Here is a 22,926-nt window from a genome sequence, read left to right as displayed (position 1 = left end):
CTCAGGCGCAGCCGAGCGCGGAGCGCAGGGCCTGGAGGTTGTCGCGCATGGCCTGCTGGTAGTCGGTGTCCTCATCGACCTGCCCTTCCACCGGGTCCAGTACCGTCGTTTCAATGCCGTGCTCGGCCGCGAGGGTCTCGGCGACCTTCGGGTTGACCAGCGTCTCGGAGAAGACCGTGGTGACCCCCTCGGCCTCGACGATCCTGCCGATCTCCGCCAGCCGCGCCGGCGAGGGCTCGGTGTCGGGCTCGAACCCGGCGACCGCGGCCTGCTTCAGGCCGTACTTGTCGGCGAGGTACCCGTACGCGTCGTGGGAGACCACGATGGTCCTCCGGTCGCAGGTCTCCAGCCCCGCGGCGAACTCGCGGTCCAGGGCGTCCAGCTCCGCCGCGAGCCGCTCGGCGTTCTCGGCGTAGGCTTGGGCGTTGGCGGGGTCGGCCTCGCCGAGCTCGTGGGAGACCTCGACCGCGACGGTGGCCAGCCGGTCCGGGTCCAGCCAGAAGTGCGGGTCCGCCCCCTCGTGCCCGTGGCCGTCGTCGCCCGCCGCCTCGGAGGACTCCTCCGTGTGGTCCGCAGGGGCGTCCTCGGAATGGGCGTCACCGGCGTGCGTGTCCTCGGCGTGGGCATCCTCGGCGTGCCCGTCGCCGGCGGCCCCATGCTCGTCGGCCGCGTGGGCCGGTTCGCCTTCCACGCCCGCATGCACGGCGTCGAGGACGCGCCCGGGGGCCGCCTGGGCCACGGCCTCGTCCACGGCGGGCTGGAACCCGGAGAGGTACACGACGACGTCGGCCGTCCGCAGGCCCTCGACGGCGGCGGGGGCCAGCTCCAGGTCGTGAGGCTCCGTTCCGGTGGGGGTCAGCGACTCCACCTCCACGAGGTCTCCGCCCACGCGCTCGGCCACGTATTGCAGGGGGTAGAAGGACGCCTTGACCGACAACGGCTCGCCGGTCCCGCCGTCGTCGGCGGAGGGGGCCTGGCCGGCGGACGAGCCGGCGCAGGACGACAGGGCGAGTGCGGCGGCGACGGCCGCAGGCAGGGAAAGGACGCGAGTGGTTTGCATGCGAATGATTCTCATTACTATTGCGAACCATTGTCAAATACGCAGCGTCATCCGACGGGGCGCCCCGGTCCACGCGCCCCCGCGCCACGGCCCATGTGGCACGAATCACCGGTTCCGCCGTCGCGGCGCGGTGCTACGCTCTCCGTCGTGCCACACGCCCCCCGCGTGACGCGGCGCCGCCCCGGCCGACGCAGTCCCCTGCGGACGGCGCTGAACGGGACCGCCCACGCCACAGCACTCGTCGCCACCCCCGCCGGAGCTGCCGCGCGGGCGCTGCGCCGCATCGCCCCGAACCCTCCGCAGGCCATCGTCCTGGGCTTCGCCACCGCCATTGCCGCCGGCACGGCGCTGCTGATGCTCCCGGCGTCCAAGCAGGGACCGGGCGGCGCGGACTTCCTCGACGCCCTGTTCACCGCGACGTCAGCCGTGTGCGTCACCGGGCTGGTCACGGTGGACACGCCGACCTACTGGACGGCGTTCGGACAGTCCGTGATCCTGGTCCTGATCCAGCTCGGCGGGTTCGGCGTCATGTCCTTCGGCGCCCTGCTTGGCCTGTTAATCGCGGGCCGGCTCGGCCTGCGGGCCCGCATCAGCGCCGCGACTGAAACGAAGGCCGCCGGCGCCGGGGACGTCCGCACCGTCGTGTTCGGCGTCCTCAAGGTCGGCCTGACGATCGAGCTCCTCCTCGCGGCCGCCCTGACGGCCCGCTTCGCGTTCGGCTACGGATACCCGCCGGGACAGGCCGTCTGGCATGGCGTGTTCCACGCGGTCTCGGCGTTCAACAACGCCGGATTCGCGCTCTACACGGACAGCGTCATGGACTTCGTGGGCGACCCCTGGATCTGCCTCACGCTCGCGGCCGGGCTGATCCTCGGCGGCCTCGGATTCCCGGTGTTCTTCGAACTGCGCCGCCGCCTGCGGGCCCCGGCCCTGTGGAGCATGAACACCAAGCTGGTCCTGGCCGGCTCTGGCGCCCTCCTCGCCGCCGGGACGGTCTTCATCGCCGCCGTCGAATGGACCAACCCGGCCACGCTTGGCCCGCTCTCCCCCGGCGACAAGGTCCTGGCCTCGTTCTTCCAGTCCTCCGTCACGAGGACAGCCGGGTTCAACAGCATCGACATCGGCGCCATGCACCCCGTGGCGTGGCTGGGAATGGACATGCTGATGTTCATCGGCGGCGGCCCGGCCGGAACGGCCGGCGGCCTGAAGGTCACCACGTTCGCCGTGCTGTTCTTCATCATGCTCACCGAGCTGCGCGGGGGCGCCGCCGTCAACGTCTTCGGCAAGCGGCTCGGCCGCTCCATTCACCGCCAGGCCATCACGGTCGTCCTGCTCGCCATCGCCCTGGTCGCCGTCGCCACCATGGTCCTGATGTTCGTCTCCGACGCCGGGCTGGACCAGGTCCTCTTCGAGGCGGTCTCCGCCTTCGCCACGGTCGGCCTGTCCACCGGCATCACCGCCGACCTGCCGGCCACGGGACACGCGGTGCTCATCATCCTGATGTTCGTCGGCCGCCTCGGCCCCATCACCCTGGGCTCCGCCCTCGCACTGCGCCAGCGCAAGCCCCTGTACGAGTACCCCAAGGAAAGGCCGCTCATTGGCTAAGCAACGCCTCTTCAAACGCGCCGGCGAGCCCGAGGCCCCGGCCCACTCGATCTGCGTCGTCGGCCTGGGCCGCTTCGGCGGATCCCTGGCCCAGGAGCTGCAGGCGCAGGGCATGGAGGTCCTCGGCATCGACTCCAACGAGGAGATCGTCCAGTCGTTCAACGGCGTCCTCGCGCACGTGGTCCGTGCCGACTCCACCAAGGAGGAGGTCCTGCGCCAGCTGGGGGTGCCCGACTTCGACGTCGTCGTCGTCAGCATCGGCTCCGACATCCAGGCCTCGATCCTCACCACGTCCCGGATCTTGAAGTTCGGCGGCCCACGGATCTGGGCCAAGGCGATCTCGGAGCCGCACGCGGAGATCCTCGAGCAGCTCGGCGTGCACCACGTCGTGCGGCCGGAACACGAGATGGGCCGGCGCGTGGCCCACCTGCTCCGCGGCGGGATGCTCGACTACGTCGAGTTCGACGAGGACCTGGTGCTGGTCAAGACCCGCCCGCCGGCCTTCGCGCAGGACCGGCCGCTCGCGGTGCTGGGGCTGCGGGACAAGCACCGCGTCACCGTCGTGGCGGTCCGGCGCCAGGGCGGGCGCTGGCAGCACACGACCGCGCAGACCGTCCTGTACGACGACGACGAGATCCTGGTCCAGGGCGCCAAGCGGGACGCGGAGGCGTTCGCCGCGCTCGTCTAGCGGGCGCGGGAGGGAAACGGCCTCTGGACGGCGCCTTCCGACGGGTGTAAACGAGTACCAACGCCCGGAGTCAGGGGCACCGGCTTCGGAGGGACGGCGTGAGGATTCTGCTGATCACCGCGGGCACGCGCGGAGACGTCGAGCCCTTCGCAGCGCTGGCCCGGCGGGCGCTCGAGGCGGGCCACACGGTTCGCCTCGGCGTGCCGGACAACTCGGGCACCGACCTGGACGGACTCGATGCGGCCAGCCTGGACACCGACTTCCGCCCGCTCATCGAGTCCCAGGGCATCTCCCCGCTCCTGGCCCTCCGCGCCTTCCGCACCCACATCCGGGCCGCCATGTCCCGAATGCTCCACCGTGCCCTGCGGCTCATCGTGGATTGGGGTCCCGACGTCGTGCTCGCGCACCCCAAGGTCCTGAACGCGCCACTGGGCGCGGCGCACGTGGGCGTTCCCTGCTATTGGGTCGAGACCGTCCCCGCGTGGACCCCCACCCGCGAGTTCCCGGCGCCCGGCATCCCGTGGTCCGGACCGGGGCCAGTCAACCGCCTCACCTACCGCTTGGCGCAGGCCGCCGGGTCCGCCTTCCGGCGCGAAGTCGATGAGGCCACGCGCGCGGCAGGGCTCGTCCCCGCGCCCGTGCCGCCCCCGGCGGGATCGTTCGTCCCGGCGAGCCCCCACCTCTTGGCGCGGCCGCGGGACTGGCCCGCCAGCACGCACCTGACCGGGGCCTGGACGCAGCGCGGTCCGCGGCAACTTCCGGTGGATGTCCGCAGGTTCGCCGAGGCCGGGCCCTTTCTCTACGCGGGGTTCGGGTCGATGGCGGCCGGCGATGCCCAGGCCCGGGCCCGGGCCGTCGTCCGCGCCGCCCGCGCCAACGGCCTGCGCGCCCTCATCGCGACCGGGTGGGGCGGACTCTCCTTGCCGCCGGACCAGGCGGGGCCCGACGTCCTCCAGGTCGCCGACGTCGACCACGGCGCGCTGTTGCCCCTGGCGTCCGTCGCCATCCACCACGGCGGCGCCGGGACCGCGCACGCCGCGACCGCTGCGGGGGTCCCCTCCGTCGTCGTGCCGTTCGTGGCGGACCAGCCCTTCTGGGGGCGCCAGCTGGCCGCCCGCGGGCTCGCCCCCGCACCCGTCCCGCAGCGCAGGCTCACCGCGGACCGGCTCTCCCGGGCCGTCTCCGAAGCACTCGCCCTGCGGGAGAACGCCGCCCGGATCGGCGCGCTCGTCCGCGCCGAAGACGGCCCTGCGGTGACGCTGGGGATCATCGAGGCCGACTTGGACGGGACGCCTCCCGCGCCGCCGGGCCGCTGACCGGAAACACCTGAATGGAGGTCCGGCGATGTCCCAGGAACCCCCCGCCATCCGCGCGGCCGCGCTCACGAAGGACTTCGGGCGCACCCAGGCCCTCGCCGGGCTGGACCTGGAGGTCGCCGCCGGGGACATCCACGGGTTCCTCGGCCCGAACGGGGCCGGGAAGTCCACGACCCTGCGCATCCTCCTCGGGCACGTGCGCGCGACCTCCGGGAGCGTCCGCGTCCTGGGCCGGGACCCCTGGGCCGATCCCGTGCAGGTCCGCCGCGACGTCGCCTACCTCCCCGGGGACGTCAACCTGTGGCCGAACCTCAGCGGCGGAGAGGTCATCGACCTGCTCACCGGACTGCGCGGGGGTGCCGACCGGCGGCTCCGCCACGAGCTCGTCGACGAGTTCGAGCTGGACCCACGGCGCAAATGCCGCACCTACTCCAAGGGAAACCGCCAAAAGGTCGCCCTGATCGCCGTCCTCGCGCGGCCGGCCGCGCTCTACCTGCTCGACGAGCCCAGCTCCGGCCTCGATCCGGTGATGGACGGGGTCTTCCGCCGCCACATCCTGCGGGTGCGCCGCGAGGGCTCCACGGTCCTGCTCTCCAGCCACGTCCTGGGCGAGGTCGAGCGCCTGTGCGACCGGGTCACGATCATCCGCGCCGGTACCCGCGTCGAAACCGGGACGCTGGACGCGTTGCGCCACCTGCGCCGTACCCGGTTCCGCGTCACGGCGCCCGGCGCGACGGCGAGTGTGGCGGCCCTCGAGGGAGCCCGGATGCCGCGGATCGACGGAGACTCGGTCGAATTCGAGGTCGAGCCGGCCGACCTCGACCGGGTCCTGGCCGCGCTGTCGCGACAGGGGGTCGACTCCGTGTCGGCGGCGCCGCCGTCGTTGGAGACGCTCTTCCTGCGCCACTATGCGGCTCCGGGCGAGGCGGACTGATGGCCGGCTTCGGGTTGTTGCTCCGCGCCCAGGGGCGCCGCGACCGGTGGCAGCTGGCCTTCTGGGCCTCCGGGGTCTTCCTGCTCAGCCTCGCAGCGAGCTCCGCCGTGGCGGCGGAATTCGGCGAGGCGGGGGAACGGGCCGCGATCGTCGCTGTCGCCGCCGCGAACCCCGCCTTCCTGTTCCTGCGCGGAGTCCCGGACGGGACCGGCACCGGCGCGATCGTGTTCTTCCAGGGCTATGCCTTCATGGCCGTCCTCGCCGGGCTGATGGCGGTCTTCCTCGTCGTTCGGCACTCCCGCGCCGACGAGGAGCTGGGCCGGGCGGAACTGGCAGGTTCCGGTGCGCTTCCCCGCACGGCGTCCTTGGGCGCGACGCTCGTCCTGGCGGCCGGGGCGTGTGTCCTCCTCGCCGCGGCGTCGGCGTCGGGATTCGCCGCGGGTGGCCTCCCCCTCCCGGGCGCGCTGCTGTCGGGCGCCGCCGTCGGGGCGGTCGGCCTGGTCTTTGCCGGCGCCTCGGCGCTGCTCGCCCAGGTGGCGTCCACCGGCCGCGGCGCCAACGGGGCGGGCGCCGCGCTCGTGGGCGCGGGCTACCTGCTGCGCGGGATCGGCGACGCCCTCGGCAGGCCCGACGGCGCCCTGACCCGGGTCGAGCCGGCGTGGCCCTCCCTGCTCTCGCCCATCGGTTGGGGCCAGCGCTCCAGCCCGTTCGCGGCCCCCGACCCGGGGGCGCTGTTGGTGCCGGTCGCCGCCGCCGTCGTGTTCTCGGTGGTCGCGCTCCTGCTCCGGGCGCGCCGGGACCTGGGCGCGGGCCTGTTCCCGGCGCGCCCGGGCAGGCCGGAGGCCGGGCCGGGCGGCCGCTCCCTGATCGGCCTCGCGTGGCGGCTCCACCGCGCGCCGGCAGCCGGTTGGGCGGCGGGCGCCGCCGTCGTGGGGGCCATGGCCGGCGGGTTCGGGCCGGTCGCCGAGGACGCCACGGCAGGGAACGAGTCCCTGGCCGAACTGATCGGCCGGCTCGTTCCCGGGAGCCGGGCCGGGGCGGCCGAACTCCTCGCGACCGCCCTGCTGGGCATCGCCGGCGTGCTGGCGGCCGCCGCCGGTATCCAGGCCGTGTTGCGGATGCATTCCGAGGAATCCGAGGGCCGGGCCGACCTGCTGCTCGCCGTCCCGCGCCCGCGGACGGCCTGGCTCGGCGCGAACCTGGCGGTGGCCGGGCTGTGCGTCGCCCTCGTCGCCACGGTGGCCGGCTCCACGGCCGCGGCCCTGGGCCTTGCCTCGGGACCGGCCGGAGAGCCGGGCCTCCTCGTGGTCGCCGCCCTGGCCCACGTCCCGGCCGCCCTGGTCGTCACCGCGGCGGCGGCCGTCTTCTTCGCGGCGGTTCCACGGCACTCGGTCCCCCTCGCGTGGGGCGCGCTGGTCCTGGCCCTGGTGCTGGGCCAGTTCGGCGACCTGCTGGGGATCCCCGCGTGGCTGCAGAACACGAGTCCGTTCAGGCACTCGCCCGCCATGCCGGTCGAAGGCATGGACGCGGCCGCGGTCCTCGGGATGCTGGCCGTCGCCGTCCTCGCGGCCGCGGGATCCGCCGCCTTCCTCCGCTCGCGGGACCTGGCCCCCGCACAGTAGGGCGGTGTGGTGGTCGCTGGCGCGCCTACGCCGCTTGCGGGGCGCGGTGAACACCTCGGGCCCTCCGCCTGGGTGGGGGCCCGGGATGGGGCTAGGGGGCGCCGACGGTGGCGCCGATCATCCCGCGGATCCCGTCGAAGTGCCCGGCGATGAGGGCCCGGGCGGCGTCCTTGTCCCGGGCGGCGACGGCGTCGTAGATGGCCCGGTGCTCGCGGGCGGTCTCGGCGAGGAGGGCGTTGCTCGGGCCCATCTGCTCGTGCAGCCGGCTGTACGCGGACCAGAAGACGCCGAGCAGGTTGGTGAGCAGGCCGTTCTCCAGCGGGACGTAGAGGCTGCGGTGGAAGCGCTCGTCGGCCTCCGCGATGGGCCGGCCCTCGGCCGCCAGTCGCTCCATGTCCTCGACGGCGGCCAGGACCTCGGCGAGCGCGTCCTCCGTCATCGCGTCGATGGCCTGCCCGATCAGCCCCGACTCGAGGGCCTGGCGCACGTCGACCAGCTCGACGGCCTCGTGGCCGGAGCGGCCCAGGGACAGCCGCGCGTGGAACTCCAGGGCGGCGCCCATGCCGTCCAGCTTCTTGTGCGCGACGAACATGCCGTAGCCGTGGCGGACGTCGACGATGCCGACGGCCTGGAGGACCTTGAGGGCCTCGCGCACGGTGTTGCGGCCGACGCCGAGCTCCTCGACGAGTTCGTGCTCGGTGGGCAGCGGGTCCCCGGGGCCCAGCCCGCGCTCGATGATCAGCTCCATGATGTCGTGCTGGAGCGCCTGCGAGCGCGCGGCCGCGTTGGCCCGCGCCCTGCGGGAGCCGTTGTCCTGGTCGGCCATCGCGTCGGTCCTTCCGTCGGTGCGTCGGTTGCGGGCGCCTCCGGTGTGAGGTGGTTGACGCCCTCGTGTGACCCCGCCTACAGTGTAGCCGAGGCATAGGACATCCTACATCCGACCACCACTCGTTCCATCACATCGAGGTGACCGAACCATGAACTCCCAGCTCCTCGGGCGCGCCAGTTCCCGGCGTTCCTTCCTGAAGCTCGCCGGCGCCATGGGCGCCGCCGGCGGCGTCGCCGCGACGCTGTCCGCCTGCGGCCAGTCCGGCGCCGCCGGCGGCTCCTCCGCCGGCGCGGGCACGAAGACCATCGAGGCGGGCATGTCCTACGCCCTCTCCACCGGCTTCGACCCCATGACGGCGTCCGGCGCGACGCCCATGGCCGCCAACCTGCACGTGTTCGAGGGCCTGACCGAGCTGCACCCGGCCACCCGCGAGCGCTACCTGGCCCTGGCCGCGGCCGAGCCCGTCGAGGTCGACCCGACCACCTACGAGATCACGCTCCGCGACGGGGCGACGTTCCACGACGGCGAGCCCGTCACGACCGACGACGTCGTCTACTCGTTCGAGCGCGTCCTGGACACCGACAACGCGTCGCTGTTCGCGCAGTTCATCCCGTTCATCGACTCGGTCGAGGCCAAGGACGAGAAGACGGTCGTCTTCAAGCTCAAGTACCCGTTCGCGCTGTTCGCGGACCGCCTGAGCATCGTCAAGGTCGTGCCGAAGAAGCTGGTCGAGGCCGACCAGGCCTCCTTCGACGCCAACCCGGTCGGCACCGGCCCCTACCAGCTGGTCTCCGCCGTGAAGGACGACAAGATCGTCTTCGAGCGGTTCGCGGACTACAACGGCCCGATGCCGGCCAAGGCCCCGGGCATGACCTGGTTCCTGCTCTCCGACGCCGCCGCCCGCGTCACGGCGGTCGAGTCCGGCCGCGTCCAGGCCATCGAGGACGTTCCCTACCTGGACATGGAGCGCCTGCAGGCCAACGCGACCGTCGAGGCCGTGCAGTCCTTCGGCCTGCTGTTCCTGATGTTCAACTGCGCCGAGAAGCCGTTCGACGACAAGCGCGTGCGCCAGGCCCTGCACTACGGCCTGGACACCCAGGCGGTCATCGACCGGGCTCTGCTCGGCAACGCCGCCGCCGCGACCAGCTTCGTGCAGAAGGAGCACCCGAACTACCACGAGGCCGCCACCGTCTACACGCTGGACGCGGAGAAGGCCGCCTCCCTGCTCAAGGAGGCGGGCGTCGACAAGCTCGAGTTCGAGCTGCTCACCACCGACACCTCGTGGGTCAAGGACGTCGCCCCGGTCCTCGTCGAGTCCTGGAACAACATCCCGGGCGTGAAGGCCACGCTGCGCAGCCTCCAGTCCGGGGCCCTGTACGCGGACAACGTCGACACCGGCAAGTTCACGGTGGTCGCGGCCCCGGGCGACCCGTCCGTGTTCGGCAACGACCTGGACCTGCTGCTGTCCTGGTGGTACCGCGGCGACGTCTGGCCCAAGAACCGCTTCCGCTGGCACACCACCCCGGAGTACAAGCAGGTCCAGGCCAAGCTCGACGAGGCCGTGCGCGCCAAGGACGCCAAGGCGGCCCAGGCCGCGTGGAACGAGGTCATCGACACCGTGGCCGAGGAGGCCGCGCTGTACCCGATCTTCCACCGCAAGCTGCCCACCGCCTGGGACCCGGACGCGCTGCAGGGCTTCAAGCCGCTGCCGACCACCGGCCTGTCCTTCGTGGACGTCTCCCGCGCCTAGCGCGCCGCCGCCCGGTCCCGCCGGGCGGCCCGGTGGCCGCGCCCCGCCCGGGGCGCGGCCACCCCCACCGATCCGCCCGCCCCGACGCTGCAAGGGAGTACCCCCGACGTGGGCAACATCCTCAGACTGCTGGGCCGCCGCCTGGCCGCCCTGCCCTTCATGATCCTCGGCGTGACGCTGCTGGTCTTCCTGGTCCTGCAGTTCTCCCCCGGCGACCAGGCCACCATCGCGCTCGGCGAGGGCGCCAGCGAGGCGGCCAAGGAGCGGTACCGGGAGGAGCGCGGCCTGAACGACCCGCTCCCCCTCCAGTACCTGTCCTTCCTGGCCCGGCTGCTCGTCCTGGACTTCGGCTCCACGACCCCGCCCGCCCAGCCGATCTCCGGCATCATCGCCGGGGCGTTCCCGCTGACGCTGCAGCTGACGTTCTGGGGCGTGGCCATCGCCGTCGTCCTCTCCCTCACGCTCGGCGTCGCCGCCGCGCTCCACCGCGACCGCTGGCCGGACCAGCTGATCCGCGTGTTCTCGATCGCCGCCGTCGCCACCCCGAGCTTCTGGCTCGGCATCCTGCTCATCCAGTGGCTGGCCCTGGGCGTGCCGCTGTTCCCCTCCGGCGGGTTCGTCCCGCTGGCCGAGGACCCCGCCGGCTACTTCCGGTCCCTGGCCCTGCCCGCGCTCGCGCTGGCCATCCCGGTGTGCGCGTCGCTGATCCGCGTGGTGCGCACCTCCATGGTCGAGGAGATGGACAAGGACTACGTCCGCACCGCGATCGGCAACGGCGTGCCGCGCACCGAGGTGATCCGCCGCAACGTGCTGCGCAACGCGCTGATCACGCCCGTCACGGTCCTGGGCCTGCGCATCGGCTACCTCCTCGGCGGCGCCGTCGTCATCGAGATGATCTTCTCCCTGCCCGGCATGGGGCAGCTGATCCTCAACGGCATCACCAACAACGACGTCAACCTGGTCCAGGGCGTCACGCTCACCATCGCGCTGACCTTCGTGCTCGTGAACATCGCCGTCGACCTGCTCTACGTGCTCATCAACCCCCGAATCAGGACGGTGTGACCCATGCGGTACGGACTCGCTGACCGCCTCAGCCGCCCCGGCATCGCCCTCCGCGCCCTGCCCACCGGCTCCAAGCTCGCCCTGGCCTTCCTCGCCCTCGTCTCGCTGGCGGCCGTCCTCGCCCCGGCGCTGGCCCCGCACGACCCGCTCGCCACCGGCATCCCCGCCCAGCCCCCGAGCGCCGAGAACCCCTTCGGCACGGACCGGCTCGGCCGCGACATCCTCTCGCGCATCCTCTTCGGCGCCCAGACGTCCCTGCTGATCGGCCTCGGCGCCGTCGGCCTGGCGATCCTCGTCGGCGCGCTGCTCGGCTCGATCGCCGCGACCGGCCGCAAGTGGGTCGACGAGGGGACCATGCGCGTCATGGACGTCGTCATGGCCTTCCCCGGCATCGCCCTGGCCGCCGTCCTGCTCGCCACGCTGGGCAACACGGTCCCGGTCATCATCGTCGCGATCGCCGTCATCTACATCCCGCAGCTGGCCCGCGTGGTCCGCGCGAACGTCCTGGCCCAGTGGGGCGAGGACTACGTGCGCGCCGAACGCGTCCTGGGCGCCGGCCGCTTCCATATCCTCGTCCGGCACATCGTCCGCAACACCGCCGCTCCCGTGCTGGTGTTCGCCACCGTCATGGTGGCCGACGCGATCATCTTCGAGGCCTCCCTGTCCTTCCTCGGGGCCGGCGTGCAGGACCCGCAGCCGTCCTGGGGCAACGTGATCTCCTACGGCCGCACCCTGGTCCTCAACGGCGCCTGGTGGGCCACGACGTTCGCCGGCGCGTTCATCCTGCTCACCGTGCTCGCGCTGAACGTGCTCGCCGAGGGCCTGACCGACGCCATGGTCAACCCCCGCCTGCGCAAGCCCGTGACCCTGCAGGACCGCGCCGAGGCCCCGTCCCGCACGGTCGCCACCACGGTCCAGCAGTCCTCCGTCGCCGAGCGCGACGAGCTGGACGGGGTCGAGGGGCACGACGGCGGCGCGGCCCCCGCGCACCCCGCCGACGGTGCCGCGGCCGCCGGTCTGGCCGGCGCGGGCCGTCCGGGCGCCGGGGCGGCCGGAACTGCGGCGGGCGACGCCGTCGCCCGCCCGGCCCCGACCCCGCCGGAGCTCGCCGAGCACCTGGCGCGGCTGCGCGCCGCCGAGACGTCCCGCACCGACCGCCTGAGCGCGGACCCGGGCGCCGCCCCGATCCTCGAGGTCGAGGACCTGTCCATCCGCTTCCCGGACCGCTACGGGGACACCCCGATCGTCGACCGCGTCTCCTTCACGGTGCGCGAGGGCGAGACGATGGGCCTGGTCGGCGAGTCCGGGTGCGGCAAGTCGATCACGTCCCTGGCCGTCATGGGCCTGCTCGCCCCGAACGCCGAGGTCACCGGCTCCATCCGCTTCGGCGGCAAGGAGCTCCTCCCCGCCGACGGCAAGGCCGCCACCCGCGAGAGGCTCTACTCCGGCCTGCGCGGATCCCAGATCGCCATGGTCTACCAGGACGCGCTCAGCTCGCTGAACCCGTCCATGCTGATCCGCGACCAGCTCGAGCAGCTCACCCGCCGCGGCGGCCGGCTCAGCCCCGAGGAGCTGCTGCGCCTGGTCAAGTTGGACCCCCGCCGGACGCTGAAGTCCTACCCGCACGAGCTCTCCGGCGGCCAGCGCCAGCGCGTGCTGATCGCCATGGCCCTCTCCCGCTCCCCCAAGCTGGTGGTCGCGGACGAGCCCACGACGGCGCTGGACGTGACCGTGCAGAAGCAGGTCGTGGACCTGCTCAACGAGCTGCGCGAGCAGCTGGGCTTCGCCATGGTGTTCGTCAGCCACGACCTGGCGCTCGTCGCCTCGCTGGCCCACCGCATCACGGTCATGTACGCGGGGCAGGTCGTCGAGTCCGGCGCCACCGCCCCGCTGCTGGCGGACCCGCGCCACGAGTACACGCGCGGCTTGCTCGGAGCGGTGCTCTCCATCGAGTCCGGCTCCGGGCGGCTGCACCAGATCCCGGGCGCTGTGCCCAGCCCGCGCGACTTCGCCGCCGGGGACCGGTTCGCGCCGCGCTCGCTGGACCCCGGCGCCGACCCGCTGCGCGCGCTGTCCCTGGTGCGCGTCGCCGACGAGGACCACTACTACGCGGCCGCCGAGCGCGAACTCGCCGGGGCCGGGGCCGAAGGAGGCCAGCGATGATGGGCACGCAGCAACGCCGGGACGCCGCGTCGGACGCCGCGGGCGGCACGGCCGCCGGCGCCCGGGAGGCCGCGGCCCACCCCGGACCCGGCACCGGGGCGGCGGCGCCGTCGTCCACGCCGGTCATCGAGCTGCGCAGCGTGCACGTCCACCACCGGGCGCGCACCGGCAAGCTGTTCCGGCCCACGATCGTCAAGGCCGTCAACGGCGTGGACTTCGCGGTCCGCCGCGGCGAGACCGTGGGCATCGTCGGCGAGTCCGGCTGCGGCAAGTCCACCCTGGCCTCCGTGCTGGTGGGCCTGCAGGAGCCCACGCACGGCCAGCGCCTCTTCCGCGGCCGGGAGCTGGCGGCGCACGGCAAGCGGCGCAAGGAGTTCGGCCGGGCCGTGTCCATCGTCTTCCAGGACCCGGCCACCGCCCTGAACCCCCGCATGACCGTGCACGACATCCTCACGGACCCGCTGGCCGTGCACGGGATCGGCACCCGCGCCAGCCGCACGGCCCGCGTGTACGAGCTGCTCGAGCTGGTCGGCCTGCCCCGCTCCGCCGCGGAGGTCGCGCCGACGCAGGTCTCCGGCGGGCAGCGCCAGCGCGTCGCCATCGCCCGGGCCCTGGCCCTGGAGCCGGAGGTGATCGTCGCCGACGAGCCGACCTCCGCCCTCGACGTGTCCGTGCGCGCGCAGGTCCTCAACCTGCTCAGCGACCTCAAGGCCCGGCTGGACCTGGGGATGGTCTTCATCTCCCACGACATCCAGACCGTCCGCTACGTCTCCGACCGCATCTGCGTCATGAACGACGGCGAGATCGTCGAGGAGGGCGACGCCGCCCGGGTCTTCGACCGCCCCACCAACGACTACACCCGCACCCTGCTGGGCGCCGCCCCGAGCCTGCTCGACGCGCCCGCCAACCACCCGGAGGAAGCATGACCACCACCGCCCCCACCTTCACCGGCGTCGTCCCGCCGGTCGTCACCCCGCGCACGGCCGACGGCGCCGTCGACCTCCCCGGCGTGGAGGCGGTGGTCGAGCACCTGATCCGCGGGGGCATGCACGGGCTGTTCCCGCTGGGCTCCTCCGGGGAGACCCCGTACCTGACCGACGCCGAGCGGCGGGACGTGCTCGCCGCCGTCGTCTCCGCGGCCGCCGGGCGCGTGCCGCTGCTGGTCGGCGCGAACGAGCAGACCACGGCCCGCGTCATCGAGGAGGCCCGCCGGGCCGTGGCGGCCGGGGCCGACGGCGTCGTCGTCACCACGCCCTACTACGCGATCTCCGACCGCCGGGAGGTGCTCCGGCACTTCCGCGCCGTGCGCGCCGCCGTCGACGTCCCGGTCTTCGCGTACGACATCCCGGTGCGCACCCACCTCAAGCTGGACCCGGCCCTGGTCGCCGAGCTCGCCGCCGAGGGCACGCTGGCCGGGGTCAAGGACTCCTCCGGCAACGACATCGCGTTCCGGCAGCTGCGCCTGCTCACCCGCGGCATCGACGGGTTCTCGCTGTTCACCGGGCACGAGGTGGTCTGCGACGCGGCCCTGCTCTCCGGCGCCGACGGGCTGGTCCCGGGCCTGGCGAACGTGGACCCGGCCGGGTACCGGCGCCTCTTCGACGCCGCCGCCGGGGGCGACTGGGAGGTCGCGCGCAAGGAGCAGGACCGGCTCGTGGAGCTGTTCCGGATCGTCGAGGTCCCGGACCCCGCCCGCGTCTCCGGCGGCGCCGGCGGGCTCGGCGCGTTCAAGACCGCGCTCGTGGAGCTCGGCGTGATCGGCTCCAACGCGATGAGCACGCCCATGGAGGCCCTGAACTCGGACGAGGCCGCGCGCATCCGCGGCCTCCTGGCGGACGCGGGGCTGCTGTAGCGATGGGTCACGACGACGGCGGCGGGGGGCCGGGCGCCGGGCCGGCGGCGGCGATCGGCGTCGACCTGGGCGGCACCAAGACCGCCGCGGCGCTGGTCGGCGCGGACGGCTCCGTGCTGGCCCGGCTCTCCGCCCCCACCCCGGCGGCGGCGGGCCCGGACGCGATGCTCGACGGGATCGCCGCCCTCGCCGAGCGCCTCGCCGCCGACGCCGCCCGCCGCTCCCTGGCCCTGGCCGGCCTCGGGCTCGGCACGGCCGGCGTCGTCGACCCCGCCACCGCCCGCGTCGAGGACGCGACCAACAACCTGGCCGGCTGGACGGGCACGGACCTGCGCGCGGGCCTGCTGTCCCGGCTCGGCCGGGCCGTGCCCCGCGTGGAGGCCGTCAACGACGTGCACGCGCACGGGCTCGGCGAGGCCTGGCTCGGGGCGGCCGCCGGGACCGGGTCGGCGCTGCTGATCGCGTTCGGGACCGGGATCGGCGGGTCCCAGCTCGTCGCCGGCCGGCCGCTGTTCGGGGCGCACAGCGTCGCCGGGCACTTCGGGCACGTCCCCTCCGCGGCCGCCGCGGGCCTGCCGTGCACGTGCGGCGGCACCGGGCACCTGGAGGCGATCGCGTCCGGGCCCGCCCTGCACCGGCTGCACCTGCGGCTCGGCGGGGCCGGCGCGGACACCCGCGAGGTCCTCGCCCGCGCCCGCGACGGCGAACCGGCCGCGCTCGAGGCCGTGACCGTGTCCGCCCGCGCCGCCGGGTCCGCGCTCGGCGGGTTCGCCAACGCCATCGACCCGGAGACGGTCGTCGTCTCCGGCGGGCTGGCCGGGGCCGGGCCGCTGTGGTGGGGGCCCCTGCTGGAGGCCTACGCCGCGGAGACCATCCCCGCGCTGCGCGCCACCCGCCCCGTCCCCGCCGTCCTCGGCGCGGACGCCCCGACCGTCGGCGCCGCGTCGCTGGTGCTGCGCGGCACCGGCCCCGGCCCCGCACGGTAGCCGCGCACCGCCGTCGTCCCCTCCCCCACGATCCCCCGAAAGGAACCCATGCTGCTCACCGACGAGGCGCTCGCCGCGTTGCGCGGCCGGCTGGTCGTCTCCGCCCAGGCCTACCCCGGCGAGCCCATGCGCGACCCGCGCACCATGGCCCAGGTCGCCGCGTCGGCCGTCATCGGCAGGGCCGCGGCCGTGCGCGTCCAGGGGCTCGCCGACATCCAGGCCGCCCGCTCCGCGGTGGACGTGCCGGTGATCGGGCTGTTCAAGGACGGGCGGGACGGCGTGTTCATCACCCCGACCGTGGCGCACGCGCTGGCCGTCGCCAACGCCGGGGCGCACGTCGTGGCGCTGGACGGGACGCGGCGGGAGCGGCCGGACGGGAGGACCCTGGCCGAGACCGTGGCGGCCGTGCGCGCCGGGTCGCTGGCGCGGGTCATGGCGGACTGCGGGTCCCTGGCCGACGCGCGGGCCGCCGCCGAGGCCGGGGCCGACCTCATCGGCACCACCCTCGCCGGGTACACCGGCGAGCGCCCGAAGACCGACGGGCCGGACCTCGCCCTGATCGAGGAGCTCGCGGCCGCGGACCTGGGCCGGCCGGTCGTCGCCGAGGGGCGGATCCACACGCCGGCGCAGGCGCGCGCGGCGCTGGACGCCGGGGCGTTCGCGGTGGTCGTGGGGACGGCGATCACGCACCCGGCCTCGATCGCCGGATGGTTCGTCGACGCGCTGGAGGCGTAGTGGGCCCGGACGGCATCGAGCAGACGGTGCTGGCGGCCCGCGGCGTCGGCGGCTACCGGCAGTACCGGATCCCGGCGCTCGCGGTGACGACGGCCGGGACCGTGCTGGCCGCCTACGACGCCCGGCCCACGCTGGACGACCTGCCGGCGCCGATCGACCTCGTCCTGCGCCGCAGCCGCGACGGCGGGAAGACGTGGGAGGCGCAGCGCGTGCTGCGGACCGGCCCGGGGCTCGAGGGGTACGGGGACCCGTCCCTGCTCGTGGACCCGGCCACCGGCCGGGTGTTCTGCTTCCACGCGGCGACGACGCGGTGGGGCTTCTTCGAGTCGGAGGAGGGCACCGAGCGGACGCAGCACGTGGACGTGTCCGTCTCCGACGACGACGGGGCCACGTGGCGGCACCGGCGGCTGACCGGCTCCCTGAAGGGGCCCGGAGTGCGCGGCATTTTCGCGGCGTCGGGCTCGGGGACGCACGTGCCTGCGGGTCCGTTCGCCGGGCGGCTGCTGCAGCCCTGCGTGGTGCTGCTGGCCTCGGGGCGGATCGCGGCCGCCGTGGCCCGCAGCGACGACCACGGCGAGACGTGGGCACTCGGCGAGCCGCTGGCCCCCGCCGCGGACGGGACGCACACGAACGAGTCCTCGGTCGCGGCCCTGCCCGACGGGACCGTCCTGCTGCACTCCCGCGCGACGCCGCACCGGCTCGTGGCCCGCTCCGCGGACGGCGGGGCGACGTTCGGGATCCCCGTCCCGGAGCCCGCACTGCCGGACCCGAGCGACAACGGCTCCGTGACGGCCCTGGGCGGCGGGCTCGTGGCCACGCACAACGCCCACCCGTTCCTGCGGCGGAACACCGTAGTGCGGCACTCCCCGGATGGGCTGTCCTGGGCCGGGGCCGTGGTCCTGTGCGCGGGGGCGTCCGGGTACTCGACCGCCGCGGAGCTGCCGGACGGGGCCCTCGGCGTGCTGTACGAGCGGGGCGCGTACGAGGAGATCGCCTTCGCCCGGGTGCCGCGGGAGGCGTTGGATGGCGCGGCGCGGGAGGACGCGGCCCCGGAGGAGCCGCCCGCCGTTCCCGGGGCGCAGCCCCTGCCCGGACACCCGGAGCTGCGGGTCGAGGTCGTGCCGCGTTCGATCACGCCCGCTCCCCCGTCCCGCTGGGTCTTCACGGGCGAGCACGCCGTCCTGGAGGAGGCGGATTCCGGCTACGGGCCTGCGGGCAAGGAGGTCGGGCAGGCCGGCGCGCAGGTCGTGGCGACGCGCGAGGACCTGCTGGCGAACTACGGGCCGCCGCGTCCGGGGATCCAGGCCGGGGACACCGTCACGTACTCGGCGGCGGTGACGAACACGGGCGCGACGGCCGTCCGGGTGCGGCCGCTCGGTCCGCAGGGGCCCGGGCAGGGGCCCGCGCACGCGCCCGAGCAAATGGCCGGGCAAACGGCCGGGCAAACGGCCGGGCAATCGGCCGGGCAGACGATCGCTCCGGGCGCCACCGCCGTGTGGTTGCACCTCAACGTCCGGATGCCCGGCCCGGCGGCCCGGCCCGACCCTGCGCCATGCCTGAACTGGGACGTCGTGGCCTGCTGATCGCACACGCTGTCCCAGTTCTCTCGTCCGAACCGGCGCCGTGGAGCGCTATCTGCACGGAAGCGGCCCTGCCCCGCGAAGAATTGGGACGGTGCGCATGATGGCCGCCGGGGCGGACCGCAAAGCACGGGACGGACCGGTGAAGGACGGGGACCGGAAGGCACGGTGACGGCCCCGGAACGGCACGGGGACCAGTCCCTCCGGCCTTGGGCACGCGGCCTGCACAGCCCGTGCCCCGCCCCGGGTTTTCCCCAGAGCATGGACTCGGCGGGCCCGGCCACGCCAGAGCCGATCCACTAGGGAGATGGACCTCGATGACTTCCTGGTGCGCAGCGGCGGCATCGCCAGGACCCGGGACCTGCAGCGCGCCGGGTTCGCCCGGTCTGAGGTTGCGCGGGGCGTCGCGGACGGGCTGGTCCGGCCCGGCCGTGGACTCGTGGCGCTCCCCCAGCACCGAGCCGATGTCCGCGGCGCCCTCCAACGCTCGGGCCTGCTGACGTGCGCATCGGCCGCCCGGGACCACGGGCTGTGGATCGGCAACCAGGCCCGGCCCCTGCACCTGCTCTGCGACCACGGCCGCGCCCGCGGCGTCGTGGTGCACCGGGGCCCGGTCCGTTCGGACCACCCGTACCTCCCGCTCGCCGACGTCCGCACGGTCGTCGTCCATGCCCTGGGCTGTCTGGACGATCTGGATGCCGTGGCCGTGGCGGAGTCCGCGATGCGCCACCACGGCATCAGCAGGTCCGAGCTCGAGGCGGAGCTGTCGGCTCCGAAGCTCGGCCCGCACCGGCGGCGGCTTCGTCTGGTCACTGGCTCAGCGGACTCGTACCCCGAGGTGGCGGCCCGCCTGCTCCTGCTCCGCCAAGGCATCCCGTTCCGGGAACAGGTCCAGGTGCCACGGATCGGCCGCGTCGACTTCCTGGTCTGCGGCGTACTCATTCTCGAGGTCGACGGCCTCGCCTACCACTCGGGCCGCGATGCCAAACAGCGGGACGACCGGCGGAACAACGAGGCCGCCGCCCAGGGTTTCGCCACCTTGCGCTTCCTGCCCGAGTACTTCCTGTTCAGGGAAGACGAGGTCGTGGCGGCGGTGCTGGGGACCCTTCGCCGTTTTGGGCTGGTCCGCGTCCGCGTCCCGTAGGGCGGCCCGCTCGGCGCTCCGGCGGGCCCGTTGGCCGTGGCCGCGCCTGTCACTCCCGTGATCCGGCCCACCACTCGGTAGGTTGGAGGGTGGGGGCCGGCCATATCGGGCCCCACCAGGGCATGGCACAAAGGAGGCAACCTTGAACTCGCTCGTCCTGGCCGTCATAGGGGTCGCAATGATCCTGCTCGGCTACTTCCTCTATTCGAAATTCATCTCGCAGAAGGTCTTCAAGCTGGACCCGGCGTACGCCACCCCGGCGCACCGCTACGAGGACGGGGTGGACTACGTCCCCACGAACAAGTGGGTGCTCTGGGGCCACCACTTCACGTCCGTCGCCGGCGCCGCCCCGATCGTCGGGCCGGCTGTCGCGGTCATCTGGGGCTGGCTGCCCGCGTTCCTGTGGGTCACGCTCGGCACGGTGTTCTTCGCCGGCATGCACGACATGGGCTCCCTGTGGGCCTCGGCCCGGCACAAGGGCCGCTCGGTCGGCACGCTCTCCGGGCGCTACATCGGCAAGCACGGCCGGAACCTGTTCCTCGTGGTCATCTTCCTGCTGCTGCTGATGGTCAACGCGGTCTTCGCCGTCGTCATCGCCGGCCTGCTCGTCTCCACCCCGACGGCCGTCATCCCGACGTGGGGCGCCATCGTGGTCGCGCTGCTGATCGGGCAGGCGATCTACCGGCTCAAGTGGAACCTGCCGCTGGTCTCGATCGTCGGCGTGCTCGCCCTCTACGGCCTCATGCTGGTCGGCGACGCGTTCCCGATCGTGCTGCCGGAGACCATCCTGGGCATGAGCGCGACCGCCTTCTGGATCGTGGTCCTGTTCCTCTACGCCGGCATCGCGTCGCTGCTGCCGGTCTGGATGCTGCTGCAGCCGCGCGACTACATCAACGGCCTGCAGCTGTTCATCGGCCTGGGCATCCTGTACCTGGCGATCGCCTTCTCGCACCCCGCCGTCGTAGCCCCCGCCGTGAACCAGAACGTCCCCGAGGGGACCCCGAGCCTGTTCCCGCTCCTGTTCGTCACCATCGCGTGCGGCGCGATCTCCGGGTTCCACGGCATCGTCTCCTCCGGCACCAGCTCCAAGCAGCTGGACCGCGAGCCGGACGCCCGCCTGGTGGGCTACTTCGGCGCCGTCGGCGAGGGTCTGCTGGCCCTGGGTACGGTCATCGCGACGACGGCCGGCTTCCGCACGCTGGCCGACTGGGAGGCCGTCTACTCCGCGTTCAACGAGGGCGGCGTCGGCGCGTTCGTCACCGCCGGCGGCGGGATCATCAACGCTGGCCTCGGGATCCCCGTGTCGCTCTCCGCGACCATCCTGGCCACCATGGCCGTCCTGTTCGCCGCGACGACAATGGACACCGGCGTGCGCCTCCAGCGGTTCGTGGTCTCCGAGATCGGCGAGATCATGGGCTGCAAGCTCAACACCGTGGTCTCCACCCTGATCGTGCTGGCCTGCACCATGGGCCTGGCCTTCGGCGCGGGCGGCGACGGCTCCGGCGGCATGGTCATCTGGCCGCTGTTCGGCACCACCAACCAGCTGCTGGCCGCGCTGACCCTGTCCATCATCGCCGTCATGCTGATCCAGAAGCGCCGCCCGGTCCTGCCGGTCCTGCTGCCGCTGGTGTTCGTGCTGGTGGTCAGCGTGTACGCCCTGTTCGTGCAGATGGGCCAGTTCGTGGCCCAGCAGAACTGGCTGCTGCTGGTGCTCGACGCCGTCGTCCTGGTCGCCGCCGTGTGGGTGGTCATCGAGGCGGTCGGTTCGATGAACCGGGCCCGGCGCGAGCCGGCGGTCACCGAGGACGACGCGGACGAGCTCGACCCGTCCTCGCGCCTCTGACCATGACGGACGCGAACGACGCCGGCCCGGTGGGTGTCCCGGCGTGGAGGGAGAAGCTTGCGGCCGTAGGCCGCGGGCTCCACGACTTCTACGCCGGGCCCTACCGGGCCACGTTCGCCCGGGCCCGCCGCGACGAGGAGGACCTGTTCATGATGATGGTGTTCTCCGAGGCCCTGGGCGTGCCCAACCCCGCCACCTACTACACCGTGGAGCTGATGCCCGTGGTCTACGAGCGGTTCCACGAATGGCACCGACGGATGGGCATGGACCGCTCCCCCTTGGACTCGATCTCATGCTGCTGAACCACCTCGCCGACCGGCGCGTCCTCTTCTTCGGCGGCAAGGGCGGCGTCGGGAAGACGACGCTGTCCTCCGCCACCGCAGCGGCCCTGGCCCGCGCCGGCAAGTCCGTCCTGCTGGTCTCCACCGACCCCGCCCACAACCTCGGGCACCTGTGGGGGCGGGAGATCGGCTCCGGCCGCGTGGAACTGGCGCCGGGGGTGACCGGCACGGAGATCGACCCCGCGGAGACGGCCGACGAGCACCTGACGGCCGTCTCCCACACCGTCAAGGGCATGATGCCCGAGCACCTCCACCGCGAGGTCGACCGGTACTTCGACCTGGCGCGGCAGTCGCCGGGGACCCACGAGGCCGCGATGCTGGAACGCGTCAGCGGGATCGCGACGGAGGGCCTCGAGAGCCACGACGTCGTCGTCTTCGACACCGCGCCCACCGGCCACACGACGCGCCTGCTGGACCTGCCGCACCTCATGGCCGCCTGGACGGACGGGCTGCTCGCCCGGCGGGCCAAGACGGAGAGCTTCACGGACGCGATCCGGGGGCTCGAGTCCCGCAGGGCCGACGAGGGGCCACGCAGCGGGCAGGAGGCCCGGGACGCCAGGATCCGGTCCGTGCTGGAGACGCGGCAGGCCCTGTTCACCCGGATGCACTCCCTGATCACGGATCCGGCGCTGACGGCGTTCGTCATCGTCCTGACCGCCGAGCGCATGCCGGTCCTGGAGTCCGCGGCCCTGCACGCGGAGCTGACCGGGACCGGGATGGACGTGGCCGCACTGGCCGTCAACCGCCGCTCCCCCGCCGACCGCGGCGAGTTCCTCGCGGAGCGCCACGCGGCGGAGGCCGCGCACCTCGGCACGCTCTCCGAGCGGCTGCCGGGGGTGCCCGTCGTGGAGCTGCCGCTGCTCGGCGGGGAGGTCACCGGGCCGGAGGCGGTGGAGCGCTTCTCGCGGCTCGTGGGCTAGCGGCCTCGGGGACCGCGCGGCATCGGCGACGCAACGGGCGCCCTAGGGTGTGTTGCTAAAGCGTCATGAGGCAAGGATCGGGTTCGATGGTCTGGTGGCTAATCGCGATTTGATCTCCGATGGCGTGTGGGAAGTGATCGGTCCGGTGTTTCCCCCGTACAAGGGAACCGGGCGCCCCGTGGCCGATCGCCGCACCGTGGTCGAGGCCGTGGTGTGGAAGTTCCGTACCGGCGCCCCCTGGCGGGACCTCCCGGAGCGGTTCGGGAACTGGAACACCGTCTTCAAGAACTTCGACCGCTGGGCCAAGGACGGCACCTGGGACCGGGTGCACAAAGTGGTCCAGACCCGGGCCGAGGAAGTGGGCGACCTGGATTGGGTGGCCTCGATCGACTCGACCATCGTGCGCGTGCACCAGCACGGCGCGAACCTTGCCCGGGACACAGGGGGCCGGAGCGAATTACAAGAAAACCGGCCCGGAGCCGCCTGACCACGCGAT

20 protein-coding genes are annotated in these 22,926 nt (G+C 73.7%); 18 read left to right on the top strand and 2 right to left on the bottom strand.

Features of this window, described 5'->3' with window-relative positions; all coding sequences use genetic code 11:
* Nucleotide 1 precedes the first annotated feature (1 nt).
* A complete protein-coding gene (locus AC1Q5D_RS08985; RefSeq protein ID WP_481738249.1) occupies nt 2–1,060 on the bottom strand; it encodes a metal ABC transporter substrate-binding protein in 1,059 nt (352 codons plus the stop codon).
* A gap of 147 nt (nt 1,061–1,207) precedes the next feature.
* On the opposite strand from AC1Q5D_RS08985, the gene AC1Q5D_RS08980 reads away from it, so the two are divergent.
* From AC1Q5D_RS08980 to AC1Q5D_RS08960, 5 genes are all read left to right on the top strand, one after another.
* Nucleotides 1,208–2,665: a TrkH family potassium uptake protein gene (locus tag AC1Q5D_RS08980; RefSeq protein ID WP_481738248.1), complete on the top strand. Its 1,458-nt coding sequence runs from the start codon at nt 1,208–1,210 to the stop codon at nt 2,663–2,665.
* Nucleotides 2,658–3,353, top strand: a complete 696-nt coding sequence (locus tag AC1Q5D_RS08975) for a potassium channel family protein (protein WP_481738247.1) — start codon at nt 2,658–2,660, stop codon at nt 3,351–3,353. The genes AC1Q5D_RS08980 and AC1Q5D_RS08975 overlap by 8 nt, the downstream gene beginning before the upstream one ends.
* A 98-nt stretch (nt 3,354–3,451) precedes the next feature.
* Nucleotides 3,452–4,669, top strand: coding sequence for a glycosyltransferase (locus tag AC1Q5D_RS08970; RefSeq protein WP_481738246.1), 1,218 nt, complete (start codon nt 3,452–3,454; stop codon nt 4,667–4,669).
* 28 nt (nt 4,670–4,697) lie between these two features.
* The gene (locus tag AC1Q5D_RS08965) at nt 4,698–5,603 is read left to right on the top strand and encodes an ABC transporter ATP-binding protein (protein ID WP_481738245.1); all 906 of its coding nucleotides are present in this window, start codon (nt 4,698–4,700) and stop codon (nt 5,601–5,603) included.
* Complete coding sequence (locus AC1Q5D_RS08960) at nt 5,603–7,225, top strand: ABC transporter permease (RefSeq protein WP_481738244.1); 1,623 nt, start codon at nt 5,603–5,605, stop codon at nt 7,223–7,225. The genes AC1Q5D_RS08965 and AC1Q5D_RS08960 overlap by 1 nt, the downstream gene beginning before the upstream one ends.
* A 91-nt stretch (nt 7,226–7,316) precedes the next feature.
* On the opposite strand, the gene AC1Q5D_RS08955 is transcribed toward AC1Q5D_RS08960, so the two are convergent.
* Nucleotides 7,317–8,051, bottom strand: a complete 735-nt coding sequence (locus tag AC1Q5D_RS08955) for a FadR/GntR family transcriptional regulator (RefSeq protein ID WP_481738243.1) — start codon at nt 8,049–8,051, stop codon at nt 7,317–7,319.
* A gap of 151 nt (nt 8,052–8,202) precedes the next feature.
* Here AC1Q5D_RS08955 and AC1Q5D_RS08950 point away from each other — a divergent pair, with 151 nt between their 5' ends.
* The 13 genes from AC1Q5D_RS08950 (at nt 8,203) to AC1Q5D_RS08890 (ending at nt 22,917) form a co-directional block, all read left to right on the top strand.
* Nucleotides 8,203–9,804 (top strand): ABC transporter substrate-binding protein, encoded by a 1,602-nt coding sequence (locus tag AC1Q5D_RS08950; RefSeq protein WP_481738242.1) that lies wholly within the window; start codon nt 8,203–8,205, stop codon nt 9,802–9,804.
* Nucleotides 9,805–9,912: 108 nt separating this feature from the next.
* Nucleotides 9,913–10,866 (top strand): ABC transporter permease, encoded by a 954-nt coding sequence (locus tag AC1Q5D_RS08945; protein ID WP_481738241.1) that lies wholly within the window; start codon nt 9,913–9,915, stop codon nt 10,864–10,866.
* Nucleotides 10,867–10,869: 3 nt separating this feature from the next.
* Nucleotides 10,870–13,029 (top strand): dipeptide/oligopeptide/nickel ABC transporter permease/ATP-binding protein, encoded by a 2,160-nt coding sequence (locus tag AC1Q5D_RS08940; RefSeq protein WP_481738240.1) that lies wholly within the window; start codon nt 10,870–10,872, stop codon nt 13,027–13,029.
* Nucleotides 13,029–13,955 (top strand): ABC transporter ATP-binding protein, encoded by a 927-nt coding sequence (locus tag AC1Q5D_RS08935; RefSeq protein WP_481738239.1) that lies wholly within the window; start codon nt 13,029–13,031, stop codon nt 13,953–13,955. The genes AC1Q5D_RS08940 and AC1Q5D_RS08935 overlap by 1 nt, the downstream gene beginning before the upstream one ends.
* Nucleotides 13,952–14,881 carry a dihydrodipicolinate synthase family protein gene (locus AC1Q5D_RS08930; protein WP_481738238.1) on the top strand — a complete coding sequence of 310 codons (930 nt, stop codon included), beginning with the start codon at nt 13,952–13,954 and terminating at the stop codon, nt 14,879–14,881. Before AC1Q5D_RS08935 ends, AC1Q5D_RS08930 begins: the two co-directional genes overlap by 4 nt.
* A 2-nt stretch (nt 14,882–14,883) precedes the next feature.
* Nucleotides 14,884–15,867: an ROK family protein gene (locus AC1Q5D_RS08925; protein WP_481738237.1), complete on the top strand. Its 984-nt coding sequence runs from the start codon at nt 14,884–14,886 to the stop codon at nt 15,865–15,867.
* 48 nt (nt 15,868–15,915) lie between these two features.
* Nucleotides 15,916–16,602, top strand: a complete 687-nt coding sequence (locus AC1Q5D_RS08920; protein WP_481738236.1) for an N-acetylmannosamine-6-phosphate 2-epimerase — start codon at nt 15,916–15,918, stop codon at nt 16,600–16,602.
* Nucleotides 16,602–18,185 carry a sialidase family protein gene (locus AC1Q5D_RS08915; protein WP_481738235.1) on the top strand — a complete coding sequence of 528 codons (1,584 nt, stop codon included), beginning with the start codon at nt 16,602–16,604 and terminating at the stop codon, nt 18,183–18,185. The genes AC1Q5D_RS08920 and AC1Q5D_RS08915 overlap by 1 nt, the downstream gene beginning before the upstream one ends.
* A gap of 304 nt (nt 18,186–18,489) precedes the next feature.
* Nucleotides 18,490–19,326: a DUF559 domain-containing protein gene (locus AC1Q5D_RS08910; RefSeq protein WP_481738234.1), complete on the top strand. Its 837-nt coding sequence runs from the start codon at nt 18,490–18,492 to the stop codon at nt 19,324–19,326.
* A gap of 142 nt (nt 19,327–19,468) precedes the next feature.
* On the top strand, nt 19,469–21,169 hold the full coding sequence (locus tag AC1Q5D_RS08905) for a carbon starvation CstA family protein (RefSeq protein ID WP_481738233.1): 1,701 nt from the start codon (nt 19,469–19,471) through the stop codon (nt 21,167–21,169).
* Between the two features lie 2 nt (nt 21,170–21,171).
* Nucleotides 21,172–21,471 (top strand): cory-CC-star protein, encoded by a 300-nt coding sequence (locus tag AC1Q5D_RS08900; protein WP_481738232.1) that lies wholly within the window; start codon nt 21,172–21,174, stop codon nt 21,469–21,471.
* A complete protein-coding gene (locus AC1Q5D_RS08895) occupies nt 21,462–22,430 on the top strand; it encodes an ArsA family ATPase (RefSeq protein WP_481738231.1) in 969 nt (322 codons plus the stop codon). Before AC1Q5D_RS08900 ends, AC1Q5D_RS08895 begins: the two co-directional genes overlap by 10 nt.
* Before the next feature lie 49 nt (nt 22,431–22,479).
* Complete coding sequence (locus AC1Q5D_RS08890) at nt 22,480–22,917, top strand: IS5 family transposase (protein ID WP_481737904.1); 438 nt, start codon at nt 22,480–22,482, stop codon at nt 22,915–22,917.
* Nucleotides 22,918–22,926 lie beyond the last annotated feature (9 nt).

The sequence above is a fragment of the Arthrobacter paludis genome, from assembly GCF_056782315.1.
Note: the sequence above shows the minus strand (reverse complement) of the source record. Positions and strands in the feature narration are given on the sequence as shown.